The organism is Mucilaginibacter sp. KACC 22773, from assembly GCF_028736215.1.
Classification (GTDB): Bacteria; Bacteroidota; Bacteroidia; order Sphingobacteriales; family Sphingobacteriaceae; genus Mucilaginibacter.
In genome coordinates this window covers 6784688-6807365 of record NZ_CP117883.1, presented here as the reverse complement: position 1 = coordinate 6807365, position 22678 = coordinate 6784688, and the positions used below count along the sequence as shown (strand labels likewise).

At 44.7% G+C, this 22678-nt stretch carries 17 protein-coding genes; 9 read left to right on the top strand and 8 right to left on the bottom strand.

The annotated features are described in order from the left end of the window. The first annotated feature begins 69 nt into the window (after window positions 1-69). Together PQ469_RS28140 and PQ469_RS28135 are read left to right on the top strand one after the other, a co-directional pair. Entirely contained in the window at window positions 70-2406 is a 2337-nt protein-coding gene (locus PQ469_RS28140; RefSeq protein ID WP_274210641.1) for an efflux RND transporter permease subunit, read from the top strand. Between the two features lie 241 nt (window positions 2407-2647). Beyond that, window positions 2648-3424, top strand: coding sequence for an SDR family oxidoreductase (locus PQ469_RS28135; RefSeq protein WP_090651579.1), 777 nt, complete (start codon window positions 2648-2650; stop codon window positions 3422-3424). Here the strand turns inward: PQ469_RS28135 and PQ469_RS28130 are convergent. Together PQ469_RS28130 and PQ469_RS28125 are read right to left on the bottom strand one after the other, a co-directional pair. Continuing rightward, window positions 3414-3941 carry a hypothetical protein gene (locus PQ469_RS28130; protein ID WP_274210640.1) on the bottom strand — a complete coding sequence of 176 codons (528 nt, stop codon included), beginning with the start codon at window positions 3939-3941 and terminating at the stop codon, window positions 3414-3416. The genes PQ469_RS28135 and PQ469_RS28130 overlap by 11 nt on opposite strands. Before the next feature lie 393 nt (window positions 3942-4334). Beyond that, window positions 4335-4535: a hypothetical protein gene (locus tag PQ469_RS28125; RefSeq protein ID WP_090651577.1), complete on the bottom strand. Its 201-nt coding sequence runs from the start codon at window positions 4533-4535 to the stop codon at window positions 4335-4337. 83 nt (window positions 4536-4618) lie between these two features. Here PQ469_RS28125 and ileS point away from each other — a divergent pair, with 83 nt between their 5' ends. The 3 genes from ileS to PQ469_RS28110 are packed head-to-tail and all read left to right on the top strand — an operon-like array spanning window position 4619 to window position 9037. After that, window positions 4619-8047, top strand: coding sequence for an isoleucine--tRNA ligase (gene ileS, locus PQ469_RS28120; RefSeq protein WP_274210639.1), 3429 nt, complete (start codon window positions 4619-4621; stop codon window positions 8045-8047). Next, the gene (locus tag PQ469_RS28115) at window positions 8048-8431 is read left to right on the top strand and encodes a TraR/DksA family transcriptional regulator (protein WP_090651575.1); all 384 of its coding nucleotides are present in this window, start codon (window positions 8048-8050) and stop codon (window positions 8429-8431) included. Next, window positions 8432-9037, top strand: coding sequence for a lipoprotein signal peptidase (locus tag PQ469_RS28110; protein ID WP_274210638.1), 606 nt, complete (start codon window positions 8432-8434; stop codon window positions 9035-9037). A gap of 164 nt (window positions 9038-9201) precedes the next feature. On the opposite strand, the gene PQ469_RS28105 is transcribed toward PQ469_RS28110, so the two are convergent. Continuing rightward, a complete protein-coding gene (locus tag PQ469_RS28105; RefSeq protein ID WP_274210637.1) occupies window positions 9202-9645 on the bottom strand; it encodes a DUF1569 domain-containing protein in 444 nt (147 codons plus the stop codon). A gap of 506 nt (window positions 9646-10151) precedes the next feature. On the opposite strand from PQ469_RS28105, the gene PQ469_RS28100 reads away from it, so the two are divergent. Together PQ469_RS28100 and PQ469_RS28095 are read left to right on the top strand one after the other, a co-directional pair. After that, complete coding sequence (locus PQ469_RS28100; RefSeq protein WP_274210636.1) at window positions 10152-11144, top strand: hypothetical protein; 993 nt, start codon at window positions 10152-10154, stop codon at window positions 11142-11144. Beyond that, complete coding sequence (locus tag PQ469_RS28095) at window positions 11074-13383, top strand: hypothetical protein (protein WP_274210635.1); 2310 nt, start codon at window positions 11074-11076, stop codon at window positions 13381-13383. Before PQ469_RS28100 ends, PQ469_RS28095 begins: the two co-directional genes overlap by 71 nt. Window positions 13384-13431: 48 nt before the next feature. On the opposite strand, the gene PQ469_RS28090 is transcribed toward PQ469_RS28095, so the two are convergent. Continuing rightward, window positions 13432-13980: a cysteine hydrolase family protein gene (locus tag PQ469_RS28090; RefSeq protein WP_274210634.1), complete on the bottom strand. Its 549-nt coding sequence runs from the start codon at window positions 13978-13980 to the stop codon at window positions 13432-13434. A gap of 121 nt (window positions 13981-14101) precedes the next feature. Further along, window positions 14102-14680 (bottom strand): Crp/Fnr family transcriptional regulator, encoded by a 579-nt coding sequence (locus PQ469_RS28085; protein ID WP_274210633.1) that lies wholly within the window; start codon window positions 14678-14680, stop codon window positions 14102-14104. A 463-nt stretch (window positions 14681-15143) separates the two neighbouring features. Here PQ469_RS28085 and radA point away from each other — a divergent pair, with 463 nt between their 5' ends. Then, complete coding sequence (gene radA, locus PQ469_RS28080; RefSeq protein ID WP_274210632.1) at window positions 15144-16619, top strand: DNA repair protein RadA; 1476 nt, start codon at window positions 15144-15146, stop codon at window positions 16617-16619. A gap of 95 nt (window positions 16620-16714) precedes the next feature. Here the strand turns inward: radA and PQ469_RS28075 are convergent, their stop codons facing one another. Beyond that, a complete protein-coding gene (locus tag PQ469_RS28075) occupies window positions 16715-18091 on the bottom strand; it encodes an NHL repeat-containing protein (RefSeq protein WP_274210631.1) in 1377 nt (458 codons plus the stop codon). Between the two features lie 256 nt (window positions 18092-18347). On the opposite strand from PQ469_RS28075, the gene PQ469_RS28070 reads away from it, so the two are divergent. Next, entirely contained in the window at window positions 18348-18812 is a 465-nt protein-coding gene (locus PQ469_RS28070; RefSeq protein ID WP_274210630.1) for a DUF4920 domain-containing protein, read from the top strand. A 65-nt stretch (window positions 18813-18877) separates the two neighbouring features. On the opposite strand, the gene PQ469_RS28065 is transcribed toward PQ469_RS28070, so the two are convergent. After that, window positions 18878-19567: an acyl carrier protein gene (locus tag PQ469_RS28065; protein ID WP_274210629.1), complete on the bottom strand. Its 690-nt coding sequence runs from the start codon at window positions 19565-19567 to the stop codon at window positions 18878-18880. Between the two features lie 159 nt (window positions 19568-19726). Beyond that, on the bottom strand, window positions 19727-22543 hold the full coding sequence (gene carB / locus PQ469_RS28060) for a carbamoyl-phosphate synthase large subunit (protein WP_274210628.1): 2817 nt from the start codon (window positions 22541-22543) through the stop codon (window positions 19727-19729). Window positions 22544-22678: the final 135 nt, after the last annotated feature.

Sequence of the window (22678 nt, the reverse complement as noted above, 5' to 3'; positions counted from 1 at the left end):
AAAGTCAATATCTTCAACGGGGGGTTAAATCTAAATTCGTAGTTTAGCGGCGGTCATAATTTACTGTTCATGTTCTGGAAAAAAACAGCATCATTTATTCTTAAAAACAGGCTTCTTGTGTTGATAAGCGTTGTGGCGTTAAGTGTTTTTATGAGCTATGAGGCATCCAAAGTAAAAATAACTTTTAATGGCGGCAAGGTGTTGCCCGTTACCGATTCGGCCTATATCCGGTATAACCAGTTTAAAAAAATGTTTGGCCAGGATGCATCGTCCATGGTTATCGGCATCAAATCGGATAAAATTTTTGATAAAAACATATTTAACGACTGGTTTCAGATAGGCAACGATTTGAGACAGGTAAAAGGTGTTAAAGCGGTTATTTCGGTAGCCAACGTTTATAACCTGCAAAAGGACACCGCCAAACACCGTTTCATTATAAAACCATTGGTTACCGGCATGTTGCCAACAGCACAGGCGGTTGATAGTATAAAACAAAAGCTGGCCAGCCTGCCTTTTTATAAAGGGGTGGTATTGAGCAACGATGGCAAATCTACCCTGATGGCTATCACTTTTGACGATAAGATCATCAACACCCCATACCGTGTACCCATTATCAACAAAATAAAAAAGCTGGGTGCAGCATTTGAACAAAAGCATGGTATTAAAGTGCACTACTCGGGTCTGCCACTTATCCGTACCGTAGTTGGCGATTTGGTGGCGCATGAGTTTTCCATGTTCCTGAGCCTGTCGGTGTTAATTACTGCCATCATATTGCTGGCATTTTTCCGCTCGTTTTTCCCGGTGGTATTTCCCATCATCATTGTTGTGCTTGGGGTAGTTTGGAGCCTGGGCACATTGGTGCTGATGCATTACGAAATGACTATCCTCACCGGCATCATTCCGCCGCTTATTGTGGTTATCGGCATTCCTAATACCATCTTCATCCTTAACAAATACTACCACGAATATGAGTTGTGCGGCGATAAAATGAAAGCGTTGCACCTGGCTATTGAAAAAGCCGGCATAACCACCTTTATTGCCAATATTACAACCGCCATAGGTTTCGGCGTATTATGCTTTACCAACAGCGAACTGCTTACCCAGTTTGGCCTGGTAGCCTCTATCAGCATTATAGCTACTTTTGCTTTAAGCTTAATTTTAGTACCCATTATTTTCAGCTACCTGCCATCGCCTAAACCACAAAAGGCCGGCATTAAGGATAGCAAACTGATGGCCAAAGTACTTAGCGGTTTAGATAAGCTGGTGCATAACAAACGCAAAACTATTTATATAGGCACGTTGGTATTAATTGCCATATCGTGCGTAGGTATTTATCAAATAAACATTAACGGCTTTGTGGTTGACGACCTGCCCCAGCATAACAACACGCTGGAAGACCTTAAATTTTTTGAGGCTAACTTTAACGGCGTATTGCCCTTAGAGGTAAGCATTGATACCAAACGTAAAAACGGCGTGGTAAACCTGGGCGTAATCCGCAAGGTAGAGAAGCTTGAAAAACTAATTTCGTCGTACCCGCAGTTTAGTCGGTCGATATCGCTTATCCAGGTTTTAAAATTCAGTACCCAGGCTTTTTACGGCGGGGCGCCCGAATATTACCGGCTGCCCGATGGACTGGAGCAAAATTTTATCCTGAACTATGCAGGCAACTCTACGGGGAAAGGCACCAGCGCGTTAAACAGTTATGTAGATAGCACCAAACAGGTTACCCGCGTAACGTTTGAGATGGTTGATGCAGGGTCAAAAAAAATGAATGTGGTGCTGGCCGAATTGCAACCGCGCATCGACTCTATCTTTAACCCTAAAAAGTTTCATGTAGAGCTTACCGGCAGCAGCATCATATTTATTAAAGGCACCAATTACCTGCTTATTAACCTGTATGAAAGTTTGGCCTGGGCTATTTTCCTGATTGCCATTGTAATGTGGATATTGTTTCGAGGTGTTAAAATGATAGCTGTATCCCTGGTACCCAACCTGGTACCGCTTATTATTACAGCCGGCATTATGGGGTTTTTTGGCATTCCGCTTAAACCCTCAACTATCCTCATCTTCAGTATAGCCATGGGTATTTCATCCGACCAGACCATTTATTTCATCACCCGTTACCGCCACGAACTGCGCAACACCCGCAAAAGCATATCGGTAATTGTATCCGATACCATCCGCGAAACCGGGGTGAGCATGATATTTATAGCAACAGTACTGTTTTTTGGCTTTGGTGTTTTTGTGGTATCAAAATTTGGCGGTACACAGGCCCTGGGCATCCTGCTATCAATTACATTGTTAGTAGCGATGATCAGCAACCTTACCCTGTTGCCGGCATTTTTATTAACGCTTGAAAAAGGGGTGGACAGGAAAAAAATAAAGGGGCCGGATATAGAGGAGTAGGCCTCACCCTGCCTTCTCCAAAGGAGGAGGTTCGCTTTAATAATGACATGTCGAACGAACGAACCGGGGCAGGGCTTGGGCGCAGCGGTGAGGAGAAATCTTATACCCCCCGCATTCGAACTTTGCCTCATGGGATGCAAGGCGTATAAGATTTCTCTTCGCACCACTCCACTTTGGCCTCCCTGGCTCATTCGAAATGACATTTTCCTTTTAGAATTTAACTAAACGAAGAACGTTTAACATGGATCTTAAACTCAACAACAAAGTAGCCCTGGTGCTGGCAGCCAGCAAAGGGTTAGGCAAGGCAATAGCCACAGCGCTATCTGCCGAGGGTGCCAAGGTAATTATCGGCTCGCGCGATGAGGCAGAGTTAAATAAAACTGCCGGGGAAATCAGGAAGCTAACCGGTAACGAGGTTGTGGTTATTCCTGTTGATGTTTCCAGCGCTGATGAAATTGATGCCTTTGTTGCCAAAGCAGCAGCCACATTTGGCCGGATAGACATTTTGCTGAACAACGCCGGCGGGCCACCCTTTGATAAGTTTGAGAACTTTGACGATGAGCAATGGCAAAAAGCATTTGAGCTTAACCTGCTTAGCGTTGCCCGTTTTAGCAAACTGGTATTGCCCCATATGCAAAAAACCGGTAGCGGCCGAATCATCAACATCATCAGTGGTTCGGTAAAGGCAGTATTGGGTAATTCCGTACTATCCACCACCATGCGCATGGGCGTTGTGGGCATGGCCAAATTAATGGCCGACGAATTTGGCCCTTACAATATCACCGTAAACAATGTGGCTCCCGGCTTAATCCTTACCGACCGTATTAAGCACACCCTCCCTAAAGATGTTGACCCGGAACAAGCTATAAAAGATAAAGCAAAAGCCATCCCCCTTGGCCGCATTGGCAAACCCGAAGAGTTGGCGGCACTGGTTGCCTTTTTAGCATCAGAGCAGGCGGCTTACATTAGCGGGACTACTATACAGGTTGATGGTGGGGCGAACAGGGCTATTTTTTAGAATTAGGAGATTCGCTTTTTAGGCAAAAATCGTAGAGTGCAATTGTGGTAATCAAATCTGGCCACGTTTCATAAGATACCAACCCAGGTAGCACGGGTATTATAGATGTTTTAACCCATTTCTTCTGGTTTAATAAATTGATTTGAGCGCTGTAATCAAGCTTTTTTGAGAAAGGGTTAACGACACTTAATATCATCTGCTGATGTATACGCCCTTCTACACTTTGGGAAAAAGATATTTTTATCGTCTTTTCTTTATGAATGTTCTCTGGCACAACCTTTAAATTCACAAGGCTATCACCAGATAACTCAGCCTCAATCAATAAGCTTTCGCCAGGGAAAACCTGGATAGTTTTTTTATTATAAACATATTGTGAGGCATTCATTGGAGCGTTGTAAAACGTAGAATCGTTAACAAATAGTTTGAGTTCAAACGGAGGCCTTGTATTACTGTCGACTGTTTGCGCATCGCACTCCTTACCTATCAGCAGGAGAAAAAGAAATAAATAGTTTTTCATGTTTAGGTTATTTGTATTTACGAGTTATCGGATATAAAACGCTTATTCGATCGCCAAAAAAGTTATCTAAAAATTAGGATTAGTCCATTAGTAGGTACCATTCAACGTGGCATTACCTCAATACGGTTATTTTACAGCAGATTGGTAAACCTCATAAAAAGCGTATGAAACAGAACAATAAAGCAGAACCAGGTGGGCGATATAAACTCGTTTTAAATGAATAACGTCCCGCCTATCCTTTTCACTTAGCGAACTAGCCAGTGCATTATTAATGGTCTTTAACGACAACCTCCAGGTATTGTTGATAACACGGGATCGATAAAGCCCGGATTGTTTTGAACCGATATATAGACTCAATAAACCAAGTAAGCCAAAAAGTGCAAATAGGATCATCTACCCCCTGCTCTCCTTCAAATAATCAATAATCAAAGTAATAATACTCACAATAGCCGCCATGGTTAAACCTGTAGCGCCACCCTGCATATAAACCTTCCAATTGGAGCCCTGTAAAGCCGGGATAACCATTGTTGCCGAAAACAGGATCACGGCTACTAACAACATTAATATCGTGCGCTTTACTTTATTATTTTTCACCTGTCTAAATTAAAAAAATCATTTATAATTTCCGTATTTTTGCAACCTCTTAAAAAAGAGGTGATAAACGGTAGAATATATACATGTACAAGGAATATAAGCAGTTAAACTTATCGCAAACAGGCAAGGAAGTACTTAAATTTTGGAAAAAGAATAACATTTTCGAAAAAAGTATCAGCAATCGCCCGGAAGATAACCCATACACTTTTTACGAAGGGCCGCCGAGCGCTAATGGCATGCCCGGCATTCACCACGTAATGGCACGGTCTATCAAAGATATTTTTTGCCGCTATAAAACACTTAAGGGTTACCAGGTTAAACGTAAAGGCGGCTGGGATACCCATGGTCTGCCCATTGAACTGGCTGTTGAAAAAGCTTTGGGAATAACCAAAGACGATATCGGCAAAAAAATCACCGTTAAAGAGTACAACGATGCCTGCCGCAAAGAGGTAATGCGCTATACCGATGTGTGGAACGACCTGACCGAAAAAATGGGTTACTGGGTCGACCTGGAAGATCCGTACATCACCTACAAAAACGAATATATTGAAAGCCTTTGGTGGATACTGAAGGAGTTTTATAAAGCCGGCTATTTATACAAAGGGTACACTGTACAACCTTATTCACCAAAATCGGGTACCGGTTTAAGCTCGCATGAACTTAACCAGCCGGGCACTTACAAAATGGTGAAAGATACCACCATTGTTGCTCAGTTTAAAGTAAAACGCGACCAGGATTCGGCCTTTTTGTTTGAGGGTGTAAATACCGATGTGTTTATCCTGGCCTGGACCACTACACCGTGGACACTGCCATCAAACTGTGCCCTTGCCGTAGGCGAAAATATCACCTACGTTAAAATAAACACTTTTAATCCTTACACTTTTGAACCAATCTGCGTTGTTTTAGCGAAGGACCTGGTAAAAAAATACTTTAAGGCCGAAGGCGAAAGCGCATCCTTTGATGATTACAAAGGCGGCGACAAGATCATCCCATGGACATTAGCAGCCGAATTTAAAGGAAGCCAGTTATTAGGCATCCACTACGAGCAGCTGATGCCTTATGTAACCAATGAAGACCTGGAGAAAAACGCTTTCCGTGTTATCCCTGCCGATTTTGTTACGACAGAAGACGGTACAGGCATAGTACACACCGCATCAGTTTTTGGCGCGGATGACTTCCGGGCCTGTAAAGAAAACAACGTACCATCGGTAATGGTGAAAGACGAGAATGGCAAGGAGGTTCCTTTGGTAGACAAGCAGGGCCGTTTTGTTGACGAGGTTACCGATTTTGCAGGCCAATACGTTAAAGAAGAATATTATACCGCCGAAGAGCGTGCCGTGGAAGGTTTCAGGGCCACCGACGTACAGATCTCGATCAAACTAAAAACTGAGAACAAAGCCTTCGACGTAAAAAAATACGAGCACAGTTACCCGCACTCCTGGCGTTCTGACGAACCTATTTTATACTATCCGCTGGATAGCTGGTTCATCAAAACTACTGCCGTTAAAGATAAAATGGTAGCGCTCAACAAAACCATCAACTGGAAACCCGAATCGACCGGTACCGGCCGTTTTGGTAACTGGCTTGAAAACCTGGTTGACTGGAACCTGTCGCGCTCCCGTTACTGGGGAACCCCGCTGCCTATCTGGCGCGAGGAAAATGGCGGAGAAGAAAAATGCATTGGCTCGATTGCCGAATTGAACGCCGAGATTGAAAAATCAATAGCAGCCGGTTTTATGCCTGAAGGCTTCGCGCTGGAAGATATGCACAGGCCTTATGTAGATGATGTGATATTAACCTCATCAACCGGTAACAAAATGTTCCGCGAGCCCGACCTGATTGACGTATGGTTTGATAGCGGCGCCATGCCTTACGCGCAATGGCATTTCCCGTTTGAAAACCAGGAAGAATTTGCGAAGGCCTATCCTGCCGATTTTATTGCCGAAGGTGTTGACCAAACCCGCGGCTGGTTTTTTACCCTGCACGCGATAGCTGTAATGCTGAGCGAGTGCAGCGATGAGGTAAAAGCCGTTAACGAAAAGGTTGGCAATGGTGGCGTTGCCTTTAAAAACGTGATCTCGAACGGTTTGGTGCTGGATAAAAACGGCAACAAAATGTCTAAGCGTTTAGGCAACGGTGTCGATCCGTTTGAAACCATCGAGCAGTTTGGTGCCGATGCCCCGCGCTGGTACATGATCAGCAATGCATCGCCATGGGATAACCTGAAATTTAATGTAGAGGGTATCGATGAGGTTCGCCGCAAGTTTTTCGGTACACTTTATAATACCTACTCATTCTTTGTGCTGTACGCCAACATCGATAAGTTCACTTACAGCGAGGCCGAAATTGAGATCAGCAAACGCCCGGAGATTGACCGCTGGATCATATCCCTACTAAATACCTTAACCCAGGAGGTTGACGGCTTTTATGCCGACTTTGAGCCAACCAAAGCAGCCCGTGCCATACAGGAATTTGTAGATGCGCATTTCAGTAACTGGTTTATCCGCTTAAGCCGCCGCCGTTTCTGGAGGTCGGATAATTCGGATGATAAGTTATCGGCATATCAAACGTTATATACCTGTTTAATCACCATCAGCAAGCTGATGTCGCCTATAGCACCTTTCTTTGCCGATAGGTTATACAGCGATTTAAACAGCGTTACAGGCAAAGAAGCTTATGAATCTGTTCACCTGGCTTACTTCCCTGAGTATAACGCCAACCTGGTTGATACCGACCTGGAAGAGCGTATGAAACTGGCCCAGGACGTTTCATCTTTGGTGTTATCATTACGTAAAAAAATAGGAATTAATGTAAGGCAGCCGCTAAGTAAAATCCTTTTACCTATATTAGATAAGGACTTTAAAGCACACGTGGAGCTGGTTAAGGAATTGATATTATCTGAAACCAACATTAAGGATATTGAGTATATTACTGACACTGCAGGCTTCATCAAAAAGAAGATAAAGCCAAACTTTAAAGCCCTTGGGCAAAAGGTAGGCAAGGACATGAAAGCAGTAGCAGAGGCTATAAACAACTTTACAAATGAACAAATCGCTTCTTTAGAGGCGAATGGCAGTATTGATGTAGAAGTAATGGTTGGTGGTAATTTGAAAGATAGTTTGCCGGAACCACTCACCACTCACTACTCACTACTCACCACCGATGTAGAGATTATCGCCGAAGACGTACCCGGCTGGCAGGTTGCAAACCAGGGCAAACTAACCGTTGCTTTGGATGTTACTATAACCAACGAGTTAAAACAGGAGGGTATAGCGCGCGAATTAGTAAGCCAGATACAACGACTTCGCAAGGAAAAAGGCCTTGAAGTAACGGATAAAATAGATATTAAGCTTTTTGACCACCCTTACATCAGCGAAGCGGTAAAAAATAATTTAACCTATATTTGCGCCGAAGTTTTGGCCGTGGGTATAACACTTGATACCCAGTTGAATGAAGGCGATTTAATAGCCATTGACGGACATGAAATTTTGATTGTAATTAGTAAAATATAAATGAAAGTAGAAAACGAAAAAACCAGATATTCTGAGTCAGACCTGCAGGAATTTAAAGCGCTAATCCTGGATAAACTGCGTATTGCTAAAGAAGAATTAAACTCGCTTGCAACATCATTAAGCTCGCCAAACGCGAACGGAACCGATGATACCGCAGGCACCTATAAAACATTGGAAGATGGCTCGGCCACACTGGAAAAAGAACAAATTAACCAGTTGGCAGCCCGTCAGAAAAAATTCATCGATCAGCTGGAAGCTGCATTGGTACGCATTGAAAACAAAACCTACGGTATTTGCCGCGAAACCGGTAAACTGATCCCTAAGGAGCGTTTGCGCGCGGTGCCACACACCACCATGACGATGGAAGCAAAAATGAGGCAATAAATGAAGGCTGCTTACACCAAACCTTTTTTTACCGCTTTCATCATTATCCTTGCCGATCAGGCTATTAAAACCTGGGTACGCAGGTATATGTACATGGGCGAAGAAATTCGTTTCCTGGGCAGCCATGGCATGCTGCACTACACCGAAAATAACGGCATGGCATTTGGCATGGAGTGGGGTGGCGATGCCGGTAAGCTGGCGTTAACCCTGTTCCGCATAGCGGCGGTTGTAGGCATTGTATACAGCTTGGTTTACCTCATTAAACACAAATATCATCGCGGGTTGATCATGAACGTGGCGCTTATTTTAGCCGGCGCCGTAGGTAACATTATCGACTCTACCTTTTACGGCATCCTGTTTCAGCATGGTAAACTGTTTCATGGCCGCGTTGTAGATATGTTTTACTTCCCCTTGTTAAAGGGTACTTATCCAACCTGGTTCCCCCTGTGGGGAGGTGAATCGTTCGAGTTTTTCAGGCCGGTATTTAACCTGGCCGATTCGGCAATATGCGTGGGCGTTATCATGATCCTGCTATACCAAAAGCGCTACTTCAAACACGAAGTACCTGAGGTAGCAAGCCCCAACAGCGAAATGGTTGAGGAATAATAAAAAACAATATTATATTGAAAAGAGCCGCGTTTAGCGGCTTTTTTTTGTTTTTCGCTATCGGCGCCTGTGTCCGCACATAACGCTGTTTCTTAAAGCGGCAGTTAATCACAACCGGCTATCTGTAAGATGCCGGTGAGGGCACTGTTTAACGGTTAAATCCTTTAAGCCCCAAACTGCCTCAAATGGTGGTCGATGTGTTTATAGGCAAAGCAGCCTATCTGTTCCTTGGTCATTTTGCCAAAAAAAGGATGTACAAAATTGTGGTTGGCAAAATTTTCTTCCTCATTGATCAGGCTGATCCATTTGGTTTTTTCGACCTCCACATCGCCCGTGCCGGTTATGTTAAAGCCAGGAACAGTAGGCATGTTTTTTTTGACAGGGCTGTCGTCTTTTAGCATACCCTTCAGGGCCATTTTGCCAAACAGCTTTCCAATAAACGATTGTTTGTATGTGGTTTTACCCAATACCATTTCTTCCCACAGGCTGCAATGTTTCAGCATCTGGTAAACGGTCATTTTACCCCATTGCGCGGTACTGTTTTCATCGAGGGTATTTATACGGGCAATAAGTTCGGCACGGGTGGCGTTGTCAAAAATGGTTTTCATGGCTGGGTAATTGGCGCTTTTAGGTTGGTTTAAAAATAGTTAATTAGTTGCGATGATAAAAGGTAGGCAAACTCGTTATGTTGAGGTATAAAATTTCGCGAAGGAATGATGTATATCGTATGGCGGCGACGACTCACCCTGTCGAGGCTGCGCCCGACATCCCTCTCTTCATCTGCGATGGAAAGAGGGGCTTGAACGGTGGGTAATTTGGTATGCTACATGCATTCAACTCTTCAGGTCCCTCTTTCCGGCGAAGCCGAAGAGAGGGTGGCGGGCGCAGCCTCGCCGGGTGAGTCTTCCCCGCCGTTCGAAGCCAATGTTCATTTGAACCGAAACACATCATATTGTTGAGGTAAGTTGCCCAACAAAGCTATCGGATACTGATGAATAATTGTAGTTTTGGTTGCGACAAACAAGAGGTGAAATGCGACAATAGCAGCAGGCGTTTAGAAATGAATTTTATGTATAACCGTACCTGTTCGATAGTTGTTTATTGTATGATTATCATGTTGTTTGCATGTTCGTGCGGTAAAAACAACAGCACGGCCGCAACCGCTTTTTACTATTGGAAAACCAATTTTAAACTCGGGGCCGGGCAGGCAGGGCTGATAAAACAGGTTGGTACCAACAAGATATACGTCCGTTTTTTTGATGTAAACTGGGATAAAAATCAGCGCCGCGCGTACCCAAACGCAATGGTACAGTTTGGCGATACGCTGGCCGGGCTAAATATCACACCGGTTATTTATATCGCCAACGCTACCTTCGAAAACATGCCCGATACAGCCGTTGATAGCCTGGCTGTAAATTGCAATAAACTGCTTGGTAACCTTGCCGGTGAGCAACATATTAATTATACCAGCGTACAGGTTGATTGCGACTGGACGCTGACCACCCGGCAACGGTATTTCAATTTCCTGCTGGCTTTTAAAACGCTTAACCGGCACCAGTTACAGGCCACCATCAGGCTGCACCAGGTAAAATTTAAGGAGCGTACCGGCGTGCCCCCTGTTGATAGGGGAGTGCTGATGTTTTACAATATGGGTAAACTGAATGCCAATTTGCAGCAGCCAAACTCTATTTACAATGATGCCGATGCCGAAAAATATGTACCCTATGTAACATCGTATCCACTTAAACTGGATGTGGCATTACCCCTGTTTTCGTGGGCCATCCACATCAGGGAGGGTAAATTAATCCAGGTGTACGGTAAAATAGGGCACGGGCAGCTTGATAACCGGGATGATTTTGAAAAGATTGCCGGCGCAAATAATTACCGCGCCAGGCACAGCTTTTTTTTAGCAGGTATTTATATCAAACAAAATGATATTTTTAAGCTTGAAGAAATTACTGCTGCCGGTTTAAACACGGCAGCAAAACAATTGATTAAATACCTCCCGCAACAACCCAACAGAACCATCATTTACTATGAATTGGCCAACATCAACCTATCTGAATATCAGGCAGAAACTATCCGCCAGGTTTCTGATCGTTTTTAGTTTTTGTACCCTTGCCCTCGCCGGTGTCATCTGGGCTTGTGCCGATTCGTACGAGCCGGAGTATTCGGCTTTTACGCCCGAGTTTTTTGTAAACAAGCAATACTTGCCATTTTTTTATACCGGCAACGAGGTTTACTACGGGTTGGACCACGCAGATGACAGTAATATATGGTACAATGAAAAGGTGACTGATGAGTGGTATCATCATTTTAACGGGCAGTTTGCCCGCCAGTCTCTCCTGTTTTTGTTGACTACGGCAACCCGCGGGATGATTGACACCGTTTATAAAAACTACACCGGTGCGTTGCATGCTTTACCAGCGGCATACCCCGATAGCAGTAAAGGCAGGCCCGATAAAGCGCAGCTTTCCGGCTTTTTTAAATACCTGCAGCTGGCCAAAAGTTGCGAAATATTTACCGTAAACAATAGCCAGCGTAGCTGGGACAAAGTTACCCCGTTATACGCGCCCGCTAAACTGGAGTCATCATTAACGCATGCTTTTCAGGATGAAAATGATCCGTTCATCAAATCGCGGTTGTGGTTTCAGTTGGTCAGGTACTATTATTTCAGGGACAATGACGCTGCCAACGCCAAATCGGTAGCGATATTTAATAAATATAAAGATGGGTTTGCAAAGGATTTAACTTACTACCGTGCCCTTGGTTATGTTGCAGGTTATTATTACCACCAAAAAAACTATGCCCTATCCAATTACCTGTATAGCCTGTGTTACAATTACTCGTACGAGTTAAAGATCCCCAGTTACTGGAGCTTTCACCCGCAAAATGAAACCGACTGGAAGGCTACGCTGCGGATGGCAAAAAACAAAGATGAGCAGATAACACTTTGGCAAATGCTGGGCATCCAGTATGATGAAAACCGGGCTATGAAAGAGATTATAGCACTTGACCCAAAATCTGAAAAACTTGATTTGTTGTTAAGCCGGATGGTTAACAGCCATGAATCCTCGGGGATATACAGTGACCCTGTTAACCCGGATTCGGTTAGGAAAAGCTACCTTGATGGTAAGCACCTGGTAGAAACTATGGCACTTAAAGGGAACACTGCCAAACCTTATTTCTGGAGCCTGGCGGCAGGCTACATCAATTACCTCGATAGCAATTACAAGGCTGCAGGCAAGTTTTACGCCATTGCCAAAAAACAGTTCCCGCCGGGCGATGTAAACGTACAGGCGCAAGGCAAACTGCTGGATATATTGCTGATAGTTAACAAACTCAAAAGAATGGATGCCACCACCGAGCGCCAGCTAACCGAACCATTAAACTGGCTGGCCGACCCAACCCTGGGAAAAAGCGGATCGACATTAAGTAAATTGAGATACAGTGACGCCAAAGGCACGGTAATGCAGGTAATTGCGCGGCTATATCACCGGCAAGGTAACCTGGTTAAGGAAGTTTGCTTTAACAATAACTATGTAATTTATAAAGATAGCGCGCAGGTAGAAAACCTGATTAAGCTGCTTACAAAAACCAATAAAACACCTTTTGAAAAGGTGATGGTACGTTACTACCCTGTAACTTTAGATAACCTGTATTACCACCAGGCGCTTAGCCTGGTTTATCGGCAGCAAACGGCTAAGGCGATATTCCTGCTAAAAAAAATGAAGCCTGTAGAATTTGTACTTTACGCCAATCCCTTCAACAGCCGGATAATGGATTGCCATGATTGTGACGCCGCCGCCCCGCAAAAGCAAAAATTTACGCCATTATCCTTTGTGCAAACGCTACTAAAACTGCAAACCGAAGTAAAAGCCGGCAAAAACGTATACCGTAATACCTGGCTTATGGCCAATGCTTATTACAATATTACCTATTACGGCAATGGCCGCGCATTTTACCAGTATGAAGACCTTGGCATCGATACATCACCTAATGCACTTAATACGGATTTATCGGGCAGCGGTGATGATGCTAATGCGGCTTTGGATAGTCATTATGACATGGCCGCAGCCACCAAATATTACACCCTTGCGCTCCGCAACGCCACAACCAATGAACAGCGCGCCCGCTGCACCTTCATGCTCAGCAAATGCGCCCAGAACGATTCTTATAACGGGGTAGATAATCCTAACTATATTAAAAAGGTAATTAACGATACAAGCTATACTTATTTAAACAAGTATTTCCAGCTATTAAAAAACAACTACAGCAAAACGGCTTATTATAAAGAGGTGCTTAAAGAGTGTGAATACTTTAAGAGTTATGTGGATGAGAAATAGCGTGGTAAAAGGAGGGAGCAACAAAAAGGTTATATCGCCATTTATTTTTTACCCCCAATCGGCCAATGTCATCACCTCTGCCTGGCTAACAAAAACTTTGGTAGTTAGTACACGATGCACTTCTTTGTCTGCGTCGCCGCAGCAATCTGCCAATACCGTAATGCGGTAATCTTTATCGGCAGCTTCGCGCAGTGTTGATAGTACTACGCCGCTGGTATCAATGCCGGTTAATACAATATGTTGTATTTGCTGGGCCCTTAAAATCACTTCCAGATCGCTGCCGGTAAAGGCGCTCACACGGCGTTTTACCACAACAAGCTCGTTGGCTGCGGGCGTTAGGCGAGGGTGAACTTTTGTCATTTCGTTGGGGTTAACCCCTGAAAGGCGGTCTTTAGTGGCGCCAAATATTTTATTTTGCCGGCTAATTTCAGGGCCGCCTGCCCTGAAACCTACAACCACATAAATAACGGGTATTTGCACGGCGCGTGCATTGGCTATAGCGTTGGCCACATTGCCAAGCAGTGTTTCAGGATTGCCCAGGCGTGCTACCACGGGCAGCTGCATGTCCATCACTAAAAGAGCTGTATTATTTTGCATGTTTTACCGGGTTTAATTTGTTAAATGCTTCGGTTTGCTAAATCGATATTTTCGATAGCAGTGCTTTATAAGCAAGTGTAAAATTAACTGATTGCGGTAGGATCGGCCCGGGACAAGTGTCTCAAAATCGTTTTATCGCCCTGATCCGGCTAAGCGTTCGCCGGTTTATCCCCAGGTACGAGGCCAGGTTTGTGAGGGTGATACGCTGTAATATATGAGGCTGGTTTTTCTCGATATACCGGTAACGTTCGGCGGGGGAGTACATTTTGAAAAGGTTACTATGCGCATTTAAGTCAAGTAACATGCTGCTCAGCAGTCTTCGGCCAAAAACCATTATTTGGGAGTTGGCGTAGCATTGTTCTTCTAACTTTTTGCGGTTTAATACCCATATTTCGCTTTTCTCGCCTGCAGCGATGGTAAATTCCGACGGGATCCCTGCCTTGCCATTCCTATGGTCGGATGTTACTGAACCTTCCAGGTGAAAGTAAATATTGATTTCGGCCCCATCGGTGTTGCGGTAGTATGTACGCAGATGGCCGTCTTCTACAAAATAAAAGGCTGGGCAAACTTCGCCGGCCTTTAAAATGATATCACCTTTTTTAAGGTTCTTCTTCTCAAAATACCCTGCTATGAGGGGCACGGTTTCCGGCGATTCGGGAAGCAGCAATTGGAGATATTCGAGCAGTTTGGCATTACCCATTTTCAAAGATACAGAATAAGGTACCCGGCGCCCTACCGTAATTTAAATAAGCAGCTTTAAGCTTTTGCATCCGGTTTTTTGTTTTTATATAGCCCTCCCCGGCTACTCATTTTATCTCCGAAAAGCCGGTGATGCAGAAAGGTATCCAAAAGGTGGGCAAAGGGTATTCAAAAGGTACCGAAAGGATGTACTATGGGTGTCGGAGGGTATCGGCAGGTGAAGTTTGGGTGATAGTTAATTCGTTCATTTTCAATTAATTATATATTCTTGTTTTATTTAATTTGTTATATGTTTGATTTTCAACGAGTTGAGATGTTGCCTGTTTTGAGATAAAAAATGAAGGGTAGAAGCGGCAATTGCTAAATAAATTAGTAAGTCAGAAAATTTATCCACATATTTGTGTATACCGTGCAAATTTCACCATTTGCACATTTGAAATTTAAAATCTGCACATCAAACTTCCATGGCCAAAACTAAAATTGCCTATTTCTGCCAAAGCTGCGGCTTCGAATCGCCCAAATGGTTGGGTAAATGCCCATCGTGCCAGCAATGGAACACTTTTGTTGAAGAAATTATAGAAAAGGGCAATGCCAGCAATGCTGTACCTACCTGGAAGGTAACATCCAATACCCAGCAACGCGCCAACAAGCCCGTACAGGTAGCCGATATTACCTTTAACGAGGAGGATAGGGTACTTACCCCGGATAAAGAATTTAACCGCGTTTTGGGAGGCGGGATAGTGGCCGGCTCATTAGTGCTTATAGGAGGCGAGCCGGGCATAGGTAAATCGACCCTGATGCTGCAACTGGCGCTTAATATGCCCAACCTGAAGGTGTTGTATGTATCGGGCGAGGAAAGCGAAAGGCAGATTAAGATGAGGGCAGAACGATTAACAGCCCCCCAGCCCCCTGAAGGGGGAGCAAAAAGGAATAGCTCGGCGATGGTTAATTCGGAGGCTCCCCCTTTAGGGGACGGGGGGGGCTCTTACATACTTTGTGAAACCTCCACTCAAAACATATTTAAGCAAATAGAGGCGCTGGAACCCGATCTGGTGGTGATAGATTCTATCCAAACCCTGCACTCATCGCACATCGAATCGACGCCGGGGAGTGTATCGCAGGTACGGGAGTGTACGGCCGAAATGCTGCGTTTTGCCAAAGAAACCTCTACGCCGGTGTTCCTGATAGGGCATATTACCAAGGATGGTGCAATTGCAGGGCCCAAAATATTGGAGCACATGGTTGATACCGTGTTGCAATTTGAAGGCGACAGGCACCATGTTTACCGCATTCTGCGTACGATAAAAAACCGTTTCGGCTCAGCATCTGAGCTGGGTATTTACGAGATGATGGGTGAAGGGCTGAGGGAGGTATCCAACCCCTCAGAAATCCTGCTATCGCACCGCGACGAACCGCTGAGCGGCATCACCATATCGGCCACTTTAGAGGGGATGAGGCCCATGCTGATAGAAACCCAGGCATTGGTAAGTGCATCTGCCTACGGTACTCCTCAGCGTACTGCAACAGGCTTTGATACCAAACGAATGAGCATGTTGCTGGCCGTATTAGAAAAACGATGCGGTTTCAGGCTGGCAGCTAAAGATGTATTCCTGAATATTACGGGCGGCATCAGGGTAGAAGACCCTGCGATTGACCTGGGCCTGGCTGCAGCCATTATATCGTCTCATGAAGATATGCCCATTCCCTTCAAAACATGCTTTGCAGGCGAAATTGGCCTATCTGGCGAGATTAGGGCAGTAAACCGCGTTGAGCAGCGTATTGCCGAAGCCCAAAAGCTGGGCTTTAACCAGATCTTTATCTCCAAGTACAACCTCCCATCCGGCGGGCAGGACAAAAAACGTATGGACCTATCCCGCTACGATATCGATATCAAAATAGTAAGCAGCATCGAAGAGGTATTTGGGCAATTGTTTGGATAACAAAAAAGCTCAAAGCTTAAGGCGAAATGCTTAAAGCTTTGAGCTTCCCGTTTGATATTGATAGCTTTTGGCTTTCTGCGTTAAGCTTTCTCCTACTATAAAGATGGCAATACAATTTTACGGATACGGTTATTGCCCGAATCTGCAATGTACAGGTTGCCGCTTGCATCGGCGGCTACGCCTTGTGGCGATGCAAAAAGTGCGTTTTTACCACTGCCTTCGGCAAAGCCGGCTGTGGCGCTAAGGCCTGCAAGTGGCAGTAATACTTTATCGGTGGTAATTTCAAAAATACGGCCTGTTTGGTCGGCTATAAAAAGGTTTCCTTTGGCATCAAATGTTAATGCCGATGGCGAACCGATAACCTGGTGTTTAGGATCGCCCAAATAAGTGCTAACTACACCAGCTGATGTTATTTTGCGGATTGAATAATTTAGCGCGTCGGCTACATAAATATTGCCTGATGCATCTATAGCAAGCCCCGATGGCTTGTTAAACGAAGCAGTGGTGGCAGTAGTGTTATCAACCCAGGCAGCTGTCCTGTTGCCGGCAAATGTGGTTACCACACCAGCAGCAGTAACCTTACGGACCAGGTTATTGCCCCTGTCGGCTACGTAAAGGTTACCCGAACCGTCAATCACCAGGCCGCGAGGGTTGTTAAATGAGGCTGCTGTACCTGTTCCATCGTTATAACCTGCGCTACCGCTACCGGTCAATGTGCTTACCGCACCGGCAGGCGTTATTTTACGTATAACGTTGTTGCTGAAATCGGCTACATATATATTACCTGAGGCATCAGTTACCACGCTTTGCGGAGCATAAAAACGGGCATTGGCCAATGAGCCGTCTACATATCCAATAGTTCCGTTGCCGGTTAACGTGTTTACCGTTCCGCCGGTAGTAACAGTCCTGATGGCGCTGTTAAAAGCATCGGCTATATAAATAGTACCTGTACTGCCGATTGTGATACCTTGCGGACTATAAAAAGACGCTGCGGTTCCGTCCCCATCAATGAAGCCGGCACTACTGTTACCCACAAATGTGCTCACGGTGCCTACTTTCGATGTCAGATCGGCGCCGGTGGTAAACTCTACAACTTTGCCATAGCCGGTACCAACAGAATTGGTTGCATAGGCGCGTACATAATATTTGGTATTAACTTTTAAACCTTTCATTTTACTGGTATAGGTTAAATAGTTAACAGTATCGGCAGTTTTTGAATCGGCAGTAGTCGGGGTTGAATTTGTAGTGCTCCAGCATACGCCATAGGTTGATACGGCATAAGTAAGTGCTTCGGTAATAAAACCGCCGCTATGGGCACTGGTATCGGCCGCATCTTTAACCACGTCAATGGTAGATATAACAGGCACTACGCCTGGGGTAGGATTATTGCTTTTAACACATCCTGCCTGGGTTAAAGCAACAGTAAGCAGTATTGCCACAAACGGGATGGAATTAGTAAGATTTTTGTTCATTTGAAATAATATGAATTAATGGGCACGGTATTATCAGCTGTAAAAATAAACAACTTGGCAAAGCTTGTTACCTAAAACTAATATTTTAACATTCATTAACACTTAAATAAAGGCCGGCAGCAAATTGACTAAAAATAAATGAGTTTAAAGTGAATATAATACGGCTAATAACCACAAAATGTAACAGTGGCAGGCCGGTAAACTAAGTATGCAACATTTTGCAGGATATGGTGTTATGTAAAAACAAGCAATTGCTATGAAAGTATCCGTGTTACTCATTATGTTGCTAATGCCCGTAGTGGTATTTGCTCAAAAGCACATACCGCTACCCCATGGTATGGTTTACGGTCAAAAGCCAGATACCATGGCGATGATAACTGCCAATAAGCTGGAAGCCTTTATGGGTAAAAAAACACGGATAAGTACCACTGTTGAGGGCAAGATCATAAAAGTGACTAAAGAAAAAGGCGGCTGGTTTGATGTAGATGCAGGTAGCAGTAAAATAATTGAAGCCCATTTTAAAAATTACAACGTTACACTGCCAACCCAACTGGCTGGCCGTACCGTAATTATGGAAGGCGTGGCCGAAAAAATGTTTATCGCTGATGACCTGCAGCATTTGGCGGGCGATACGGTAAGCGGCAAAAAACAACACAAGATAAAAACAGACCCTAAACGACGGGTGACTTTTGAGGTAAAGGGCTTATTGATTGATAAGTGAGCCTTTAACAAACAACAAAGGCCCTTAACCGGGCCTTTCTCAATATATGATACATTGAAGTTGAATTAAAATTTGGCATTGCGGGTTAGCGCCGCGGGCTCAAGAAACAGGTCATGGCTTAAAAGTTCTTTAACTTTTTGTGCTACTTCGGCGCGGTTAACGGTGGCAGCATCGCGCCTGCATTTAAGATAATGTTCTCTTGCCACTTTTTCGGCCAGGTCGCCAAGGGTTTTTACTTTCAGTTCTTTACCAAACCTGCCTGCAAGGGCAAATCCCGAAAAGGCAATTGCCAGGCCAAACGCGGCTATAACAGGCTGAAAGAAAAAGCCAGCCAGGGATGCTGCCAGTATGAATGCAAAAGCGGCAATTACACCTTGTTTGGGTTGCAATAAATTAAGCTGAAAGCCCATTTCCCGTTCAATCTCGTTAATAACTACAATACGGTTATCGCGCGGAAAAATGTCTTCGAGCCGGGTTTGAGGTTTTACCAATTCCCTTGGAGCGGTAATGGTACAGTTAATGGCATTCCTGATTTTGTAAAATGCCTGCTGGGTGGTGCAGCTTTCGTTGTTTACATGTTTTATCTTTTCAACAACAATATCGCAAAGTTTACCAAAGGTTTTTACATCCCGCACAGATGTATCTTCGAAACTAATATTAAATGATCTTTCAATTTTTACAAGAACGTCACCTAAATCCTCGGGCTCAACACTATTAAGGTTGAACGCCTGGTTATTATTCAAATTAACTTTCAAATTATAGCAACTAAATTTAACCATAAATTGCCTGTAACCGGGGCTACAGGCAATTGTTTATTAGCATTTTTAAACACTGTTAAGTCTTAAGTCCCAAGCCTTAAGTCCTAAGGCTGATTCGTTACTTTTAACTTAGGACTTGAGACTTTTGACTACAGACTACCGGCTCAGGTACATCGATTTCTCTTTGTACAGATGCCTGAAGTATGGGTCCTGCAGGTTAGGAATAAAGCGGATAGCCTCGCCTGTCGATTTCATTTCAGGGCCTAATTCTTTATTCACTTCAGGGAATTTATCAAATGAGAACACCGGTTCTTTGATGGCATAGCCCCAAAGCTTGCGTTCGATGGTAAAGTCTTTTAATTTGGCAACACCCAGCATTACTTTTGCCGCTATGTTGATGTATGGCACATCATAAGCTTTGGCTATAAAAGGCACAGTACGTGATGCCCGTGGGTTGGCCTCTATTACAAACACCTGGTCGTTTTTAACCGCGAACTGGATGTTCAGCAAGCCGCGAACGTTTAACGCTTTGGCAATTTTAACCGTGTATTCTTCCATCTGGCTGATTACGTTATCCGACAAATCAAAAGGCGGCAATACTGCGAATGAATCGCCCGAGTGGATACCTGCCGGCTCAATGTGTTCCATTAAACCCACAATATGTACATCGTCGCCATCGCTTATTGAGTCGGATTCGGCCTCGGCGGCACGATCAAGGAAGTGGTCAATCAATACACGGTTACCGGGCAGATTTTTAAGCAGGCCGACAACGGCTTTCTCCAAATCCTCATCGTTAATAACAATGCTCATGCCCTGGCCGCCTAATACATAGCTCGGGCGAACAAGTACCGGGTAGCCAACGTGGTGTGCAACTTCAAGGGCTTCTTCAGCGCTTTCGGCAACGCCATATTTAGGGTAAGGGATATTCAGTTCTTTCAACAAATCGCTAAAACGGCCACGGTCTTCGGCTACGTCCATATCGTTGAACGAAGTGCCAATGATTTTAATGCCATGCTCATGCATTTTCTCGGCCATTTTTAAAGCCGTTTGGCCACCAAGCTGAACGATTACACCGTAAGGTTTCTCCAGTTCGATGATCTCACGCACGTGCTCCCAGTAAACCGGCTCAAAGTATAGCTTATCGGCCATATTAAAGTCGGTTGATACTGTTTCGGGGTTACAGTTAACCATAATGGCTTCAAAGCCCGATTCTTTTGCGGCCAGTAATCCGTGTACACAGCTGTAATCAAACTCGATACCCTGGCCAATACGGTTAGGCCCCGATCCTAAAACGATGATCTTCTTTTTATCTGACGAGACAGATTCGTTTTCGCCTTCGTAAGTAGAGTAGTAATAAGGTGTTTTTGCAGGGAACTCCGCCGCGCAGGTGTCAACCATTTTGTAAACGCGCTTAATGCCCAGGGCTTTGCGGCGCTGGTAAACATCCTCTTCGGTAACGTTACCTAAAATGTAAGCTATTTGCGTATCCGAGAATCCTTTTTGTTTTAGGGTGAACAGGAAGTCTTCGGGGATATTATTCAGTGAGTAACGGCGCAGCTCGTTCTCTAAGTTAACCACATCCATAATCTGGTTCAGGAACCAGCGATCGATCTTGGTAACTTTACGCACCGATTCTATTGGTACGCCAAGGCTCAAAGCATCGTAAATATGGAATAACCTGTCCCAGCTTGGGTGCTCCAGGCTGTGCATAATCTCTTCCAGGTTGCGGCTTTGGCGACCATCGGCTCCTAAACCGGCGCGGCCTATCTCTAAACTCTGACAGGCTTTTTGCAGCGCTTCAATAAAGCTGCGGCCAATGCCCATTACCTCGCCTACCGATTTCATTTGCAGGCCAAGCTCGCGGTTGGCGCCTTTGAATTTATCAAAGTTCCAGCGTGGTATTTTAACAATCACGTAATCCAAAGTAGGCTCAAAATAAGCCGAAGTTGTTTTGGTGATTTGGTTTTCTATTTCATCAAGGTTATAGCCTATGGCCAGCTTAGCAGCAATTTTAGCAATCGGGTAACCAGTTGCTTTTGATGCCAGTGCCGAAGAGCGCGATACCCGTGGGTTAATTTCAATGGCGATGATGGCTTCATCGGCCGGGTTAACCGAGAACTGTACGTTACAGCCACCCGCGAAGTTACCAATGGCGCGCATCATGCGGATGGCCTGGTTGCGCATATCCTGGTAGCAGCGGTCGCTCAGGGTCATGGCCGGGGCTACGGTTATCGAGTCGCCGGTATGGATACCCATAGGGTCGAAGTTTTCGATAGAGCAGATGATAATTACGTTGTCGTTATTATCACGCAGCAGCTCTAATTCGTATTCTTTCCAACCTATAACAGCTTGCTCAACCAGTACTTCGTGGGTAGGTGATGCCTGTAAGCCTTTGCTTAATGCGGCATCAAAATCTTCTTTTTTGTGTACAAAGCCGGCACCTTTACCGCCAAGCGTATAGCTTGGGCGGATAACCAGCGGGAACCCAATTTCCTGCGCAGCTTCTTTACCTTCCAGAAACGAGTTGGCAATTTTGGATTTGGCAACGCCTACACCAATATCAACCATCAATTGGCGAAACGCTTCGCGGTTTTCGGTTTTTTCGATGGCTGCTATATCAACACCAACAATTTTTACACCGTATTTTTTCCAGATACCTTGCTCATCAGCTTCGATACAAAGGTTAAGCGCTGTTTGGCCACCCATGGTAGGCAGTACCGCGTCAATTTGCCGCTCGTTAAGTATCTGCTCGATACTTGCGCAGGTTAGGGGCAGCAGGTAAACATGATCGCCAATAACCTTATCCGTCATGATAGTGGCGGGGTTGCTGTTGATAATGGAAACGGTGATGCCTTCTTCTTTAAGGGAAAGGGCGGCTTGCGAGCCGGCGTAATCAAATTCGCAGGCCTGGCCAATAATGATGGGGCCAGAGCCGATGATCAGAACGGATTTGATGGAATTATCTTTGGGCATAGGGCTTTTTTTTAAATCAAAAGTTCTAAGTCAAAAGTTACCGGATTTTTGCAGGCCAGTAAACGATTTTTCCTATGCACTGAAGGCGAGAAATCCCGACCTCAGTGTCGGGGTGCAAAGATAGAGTTTTGAAGC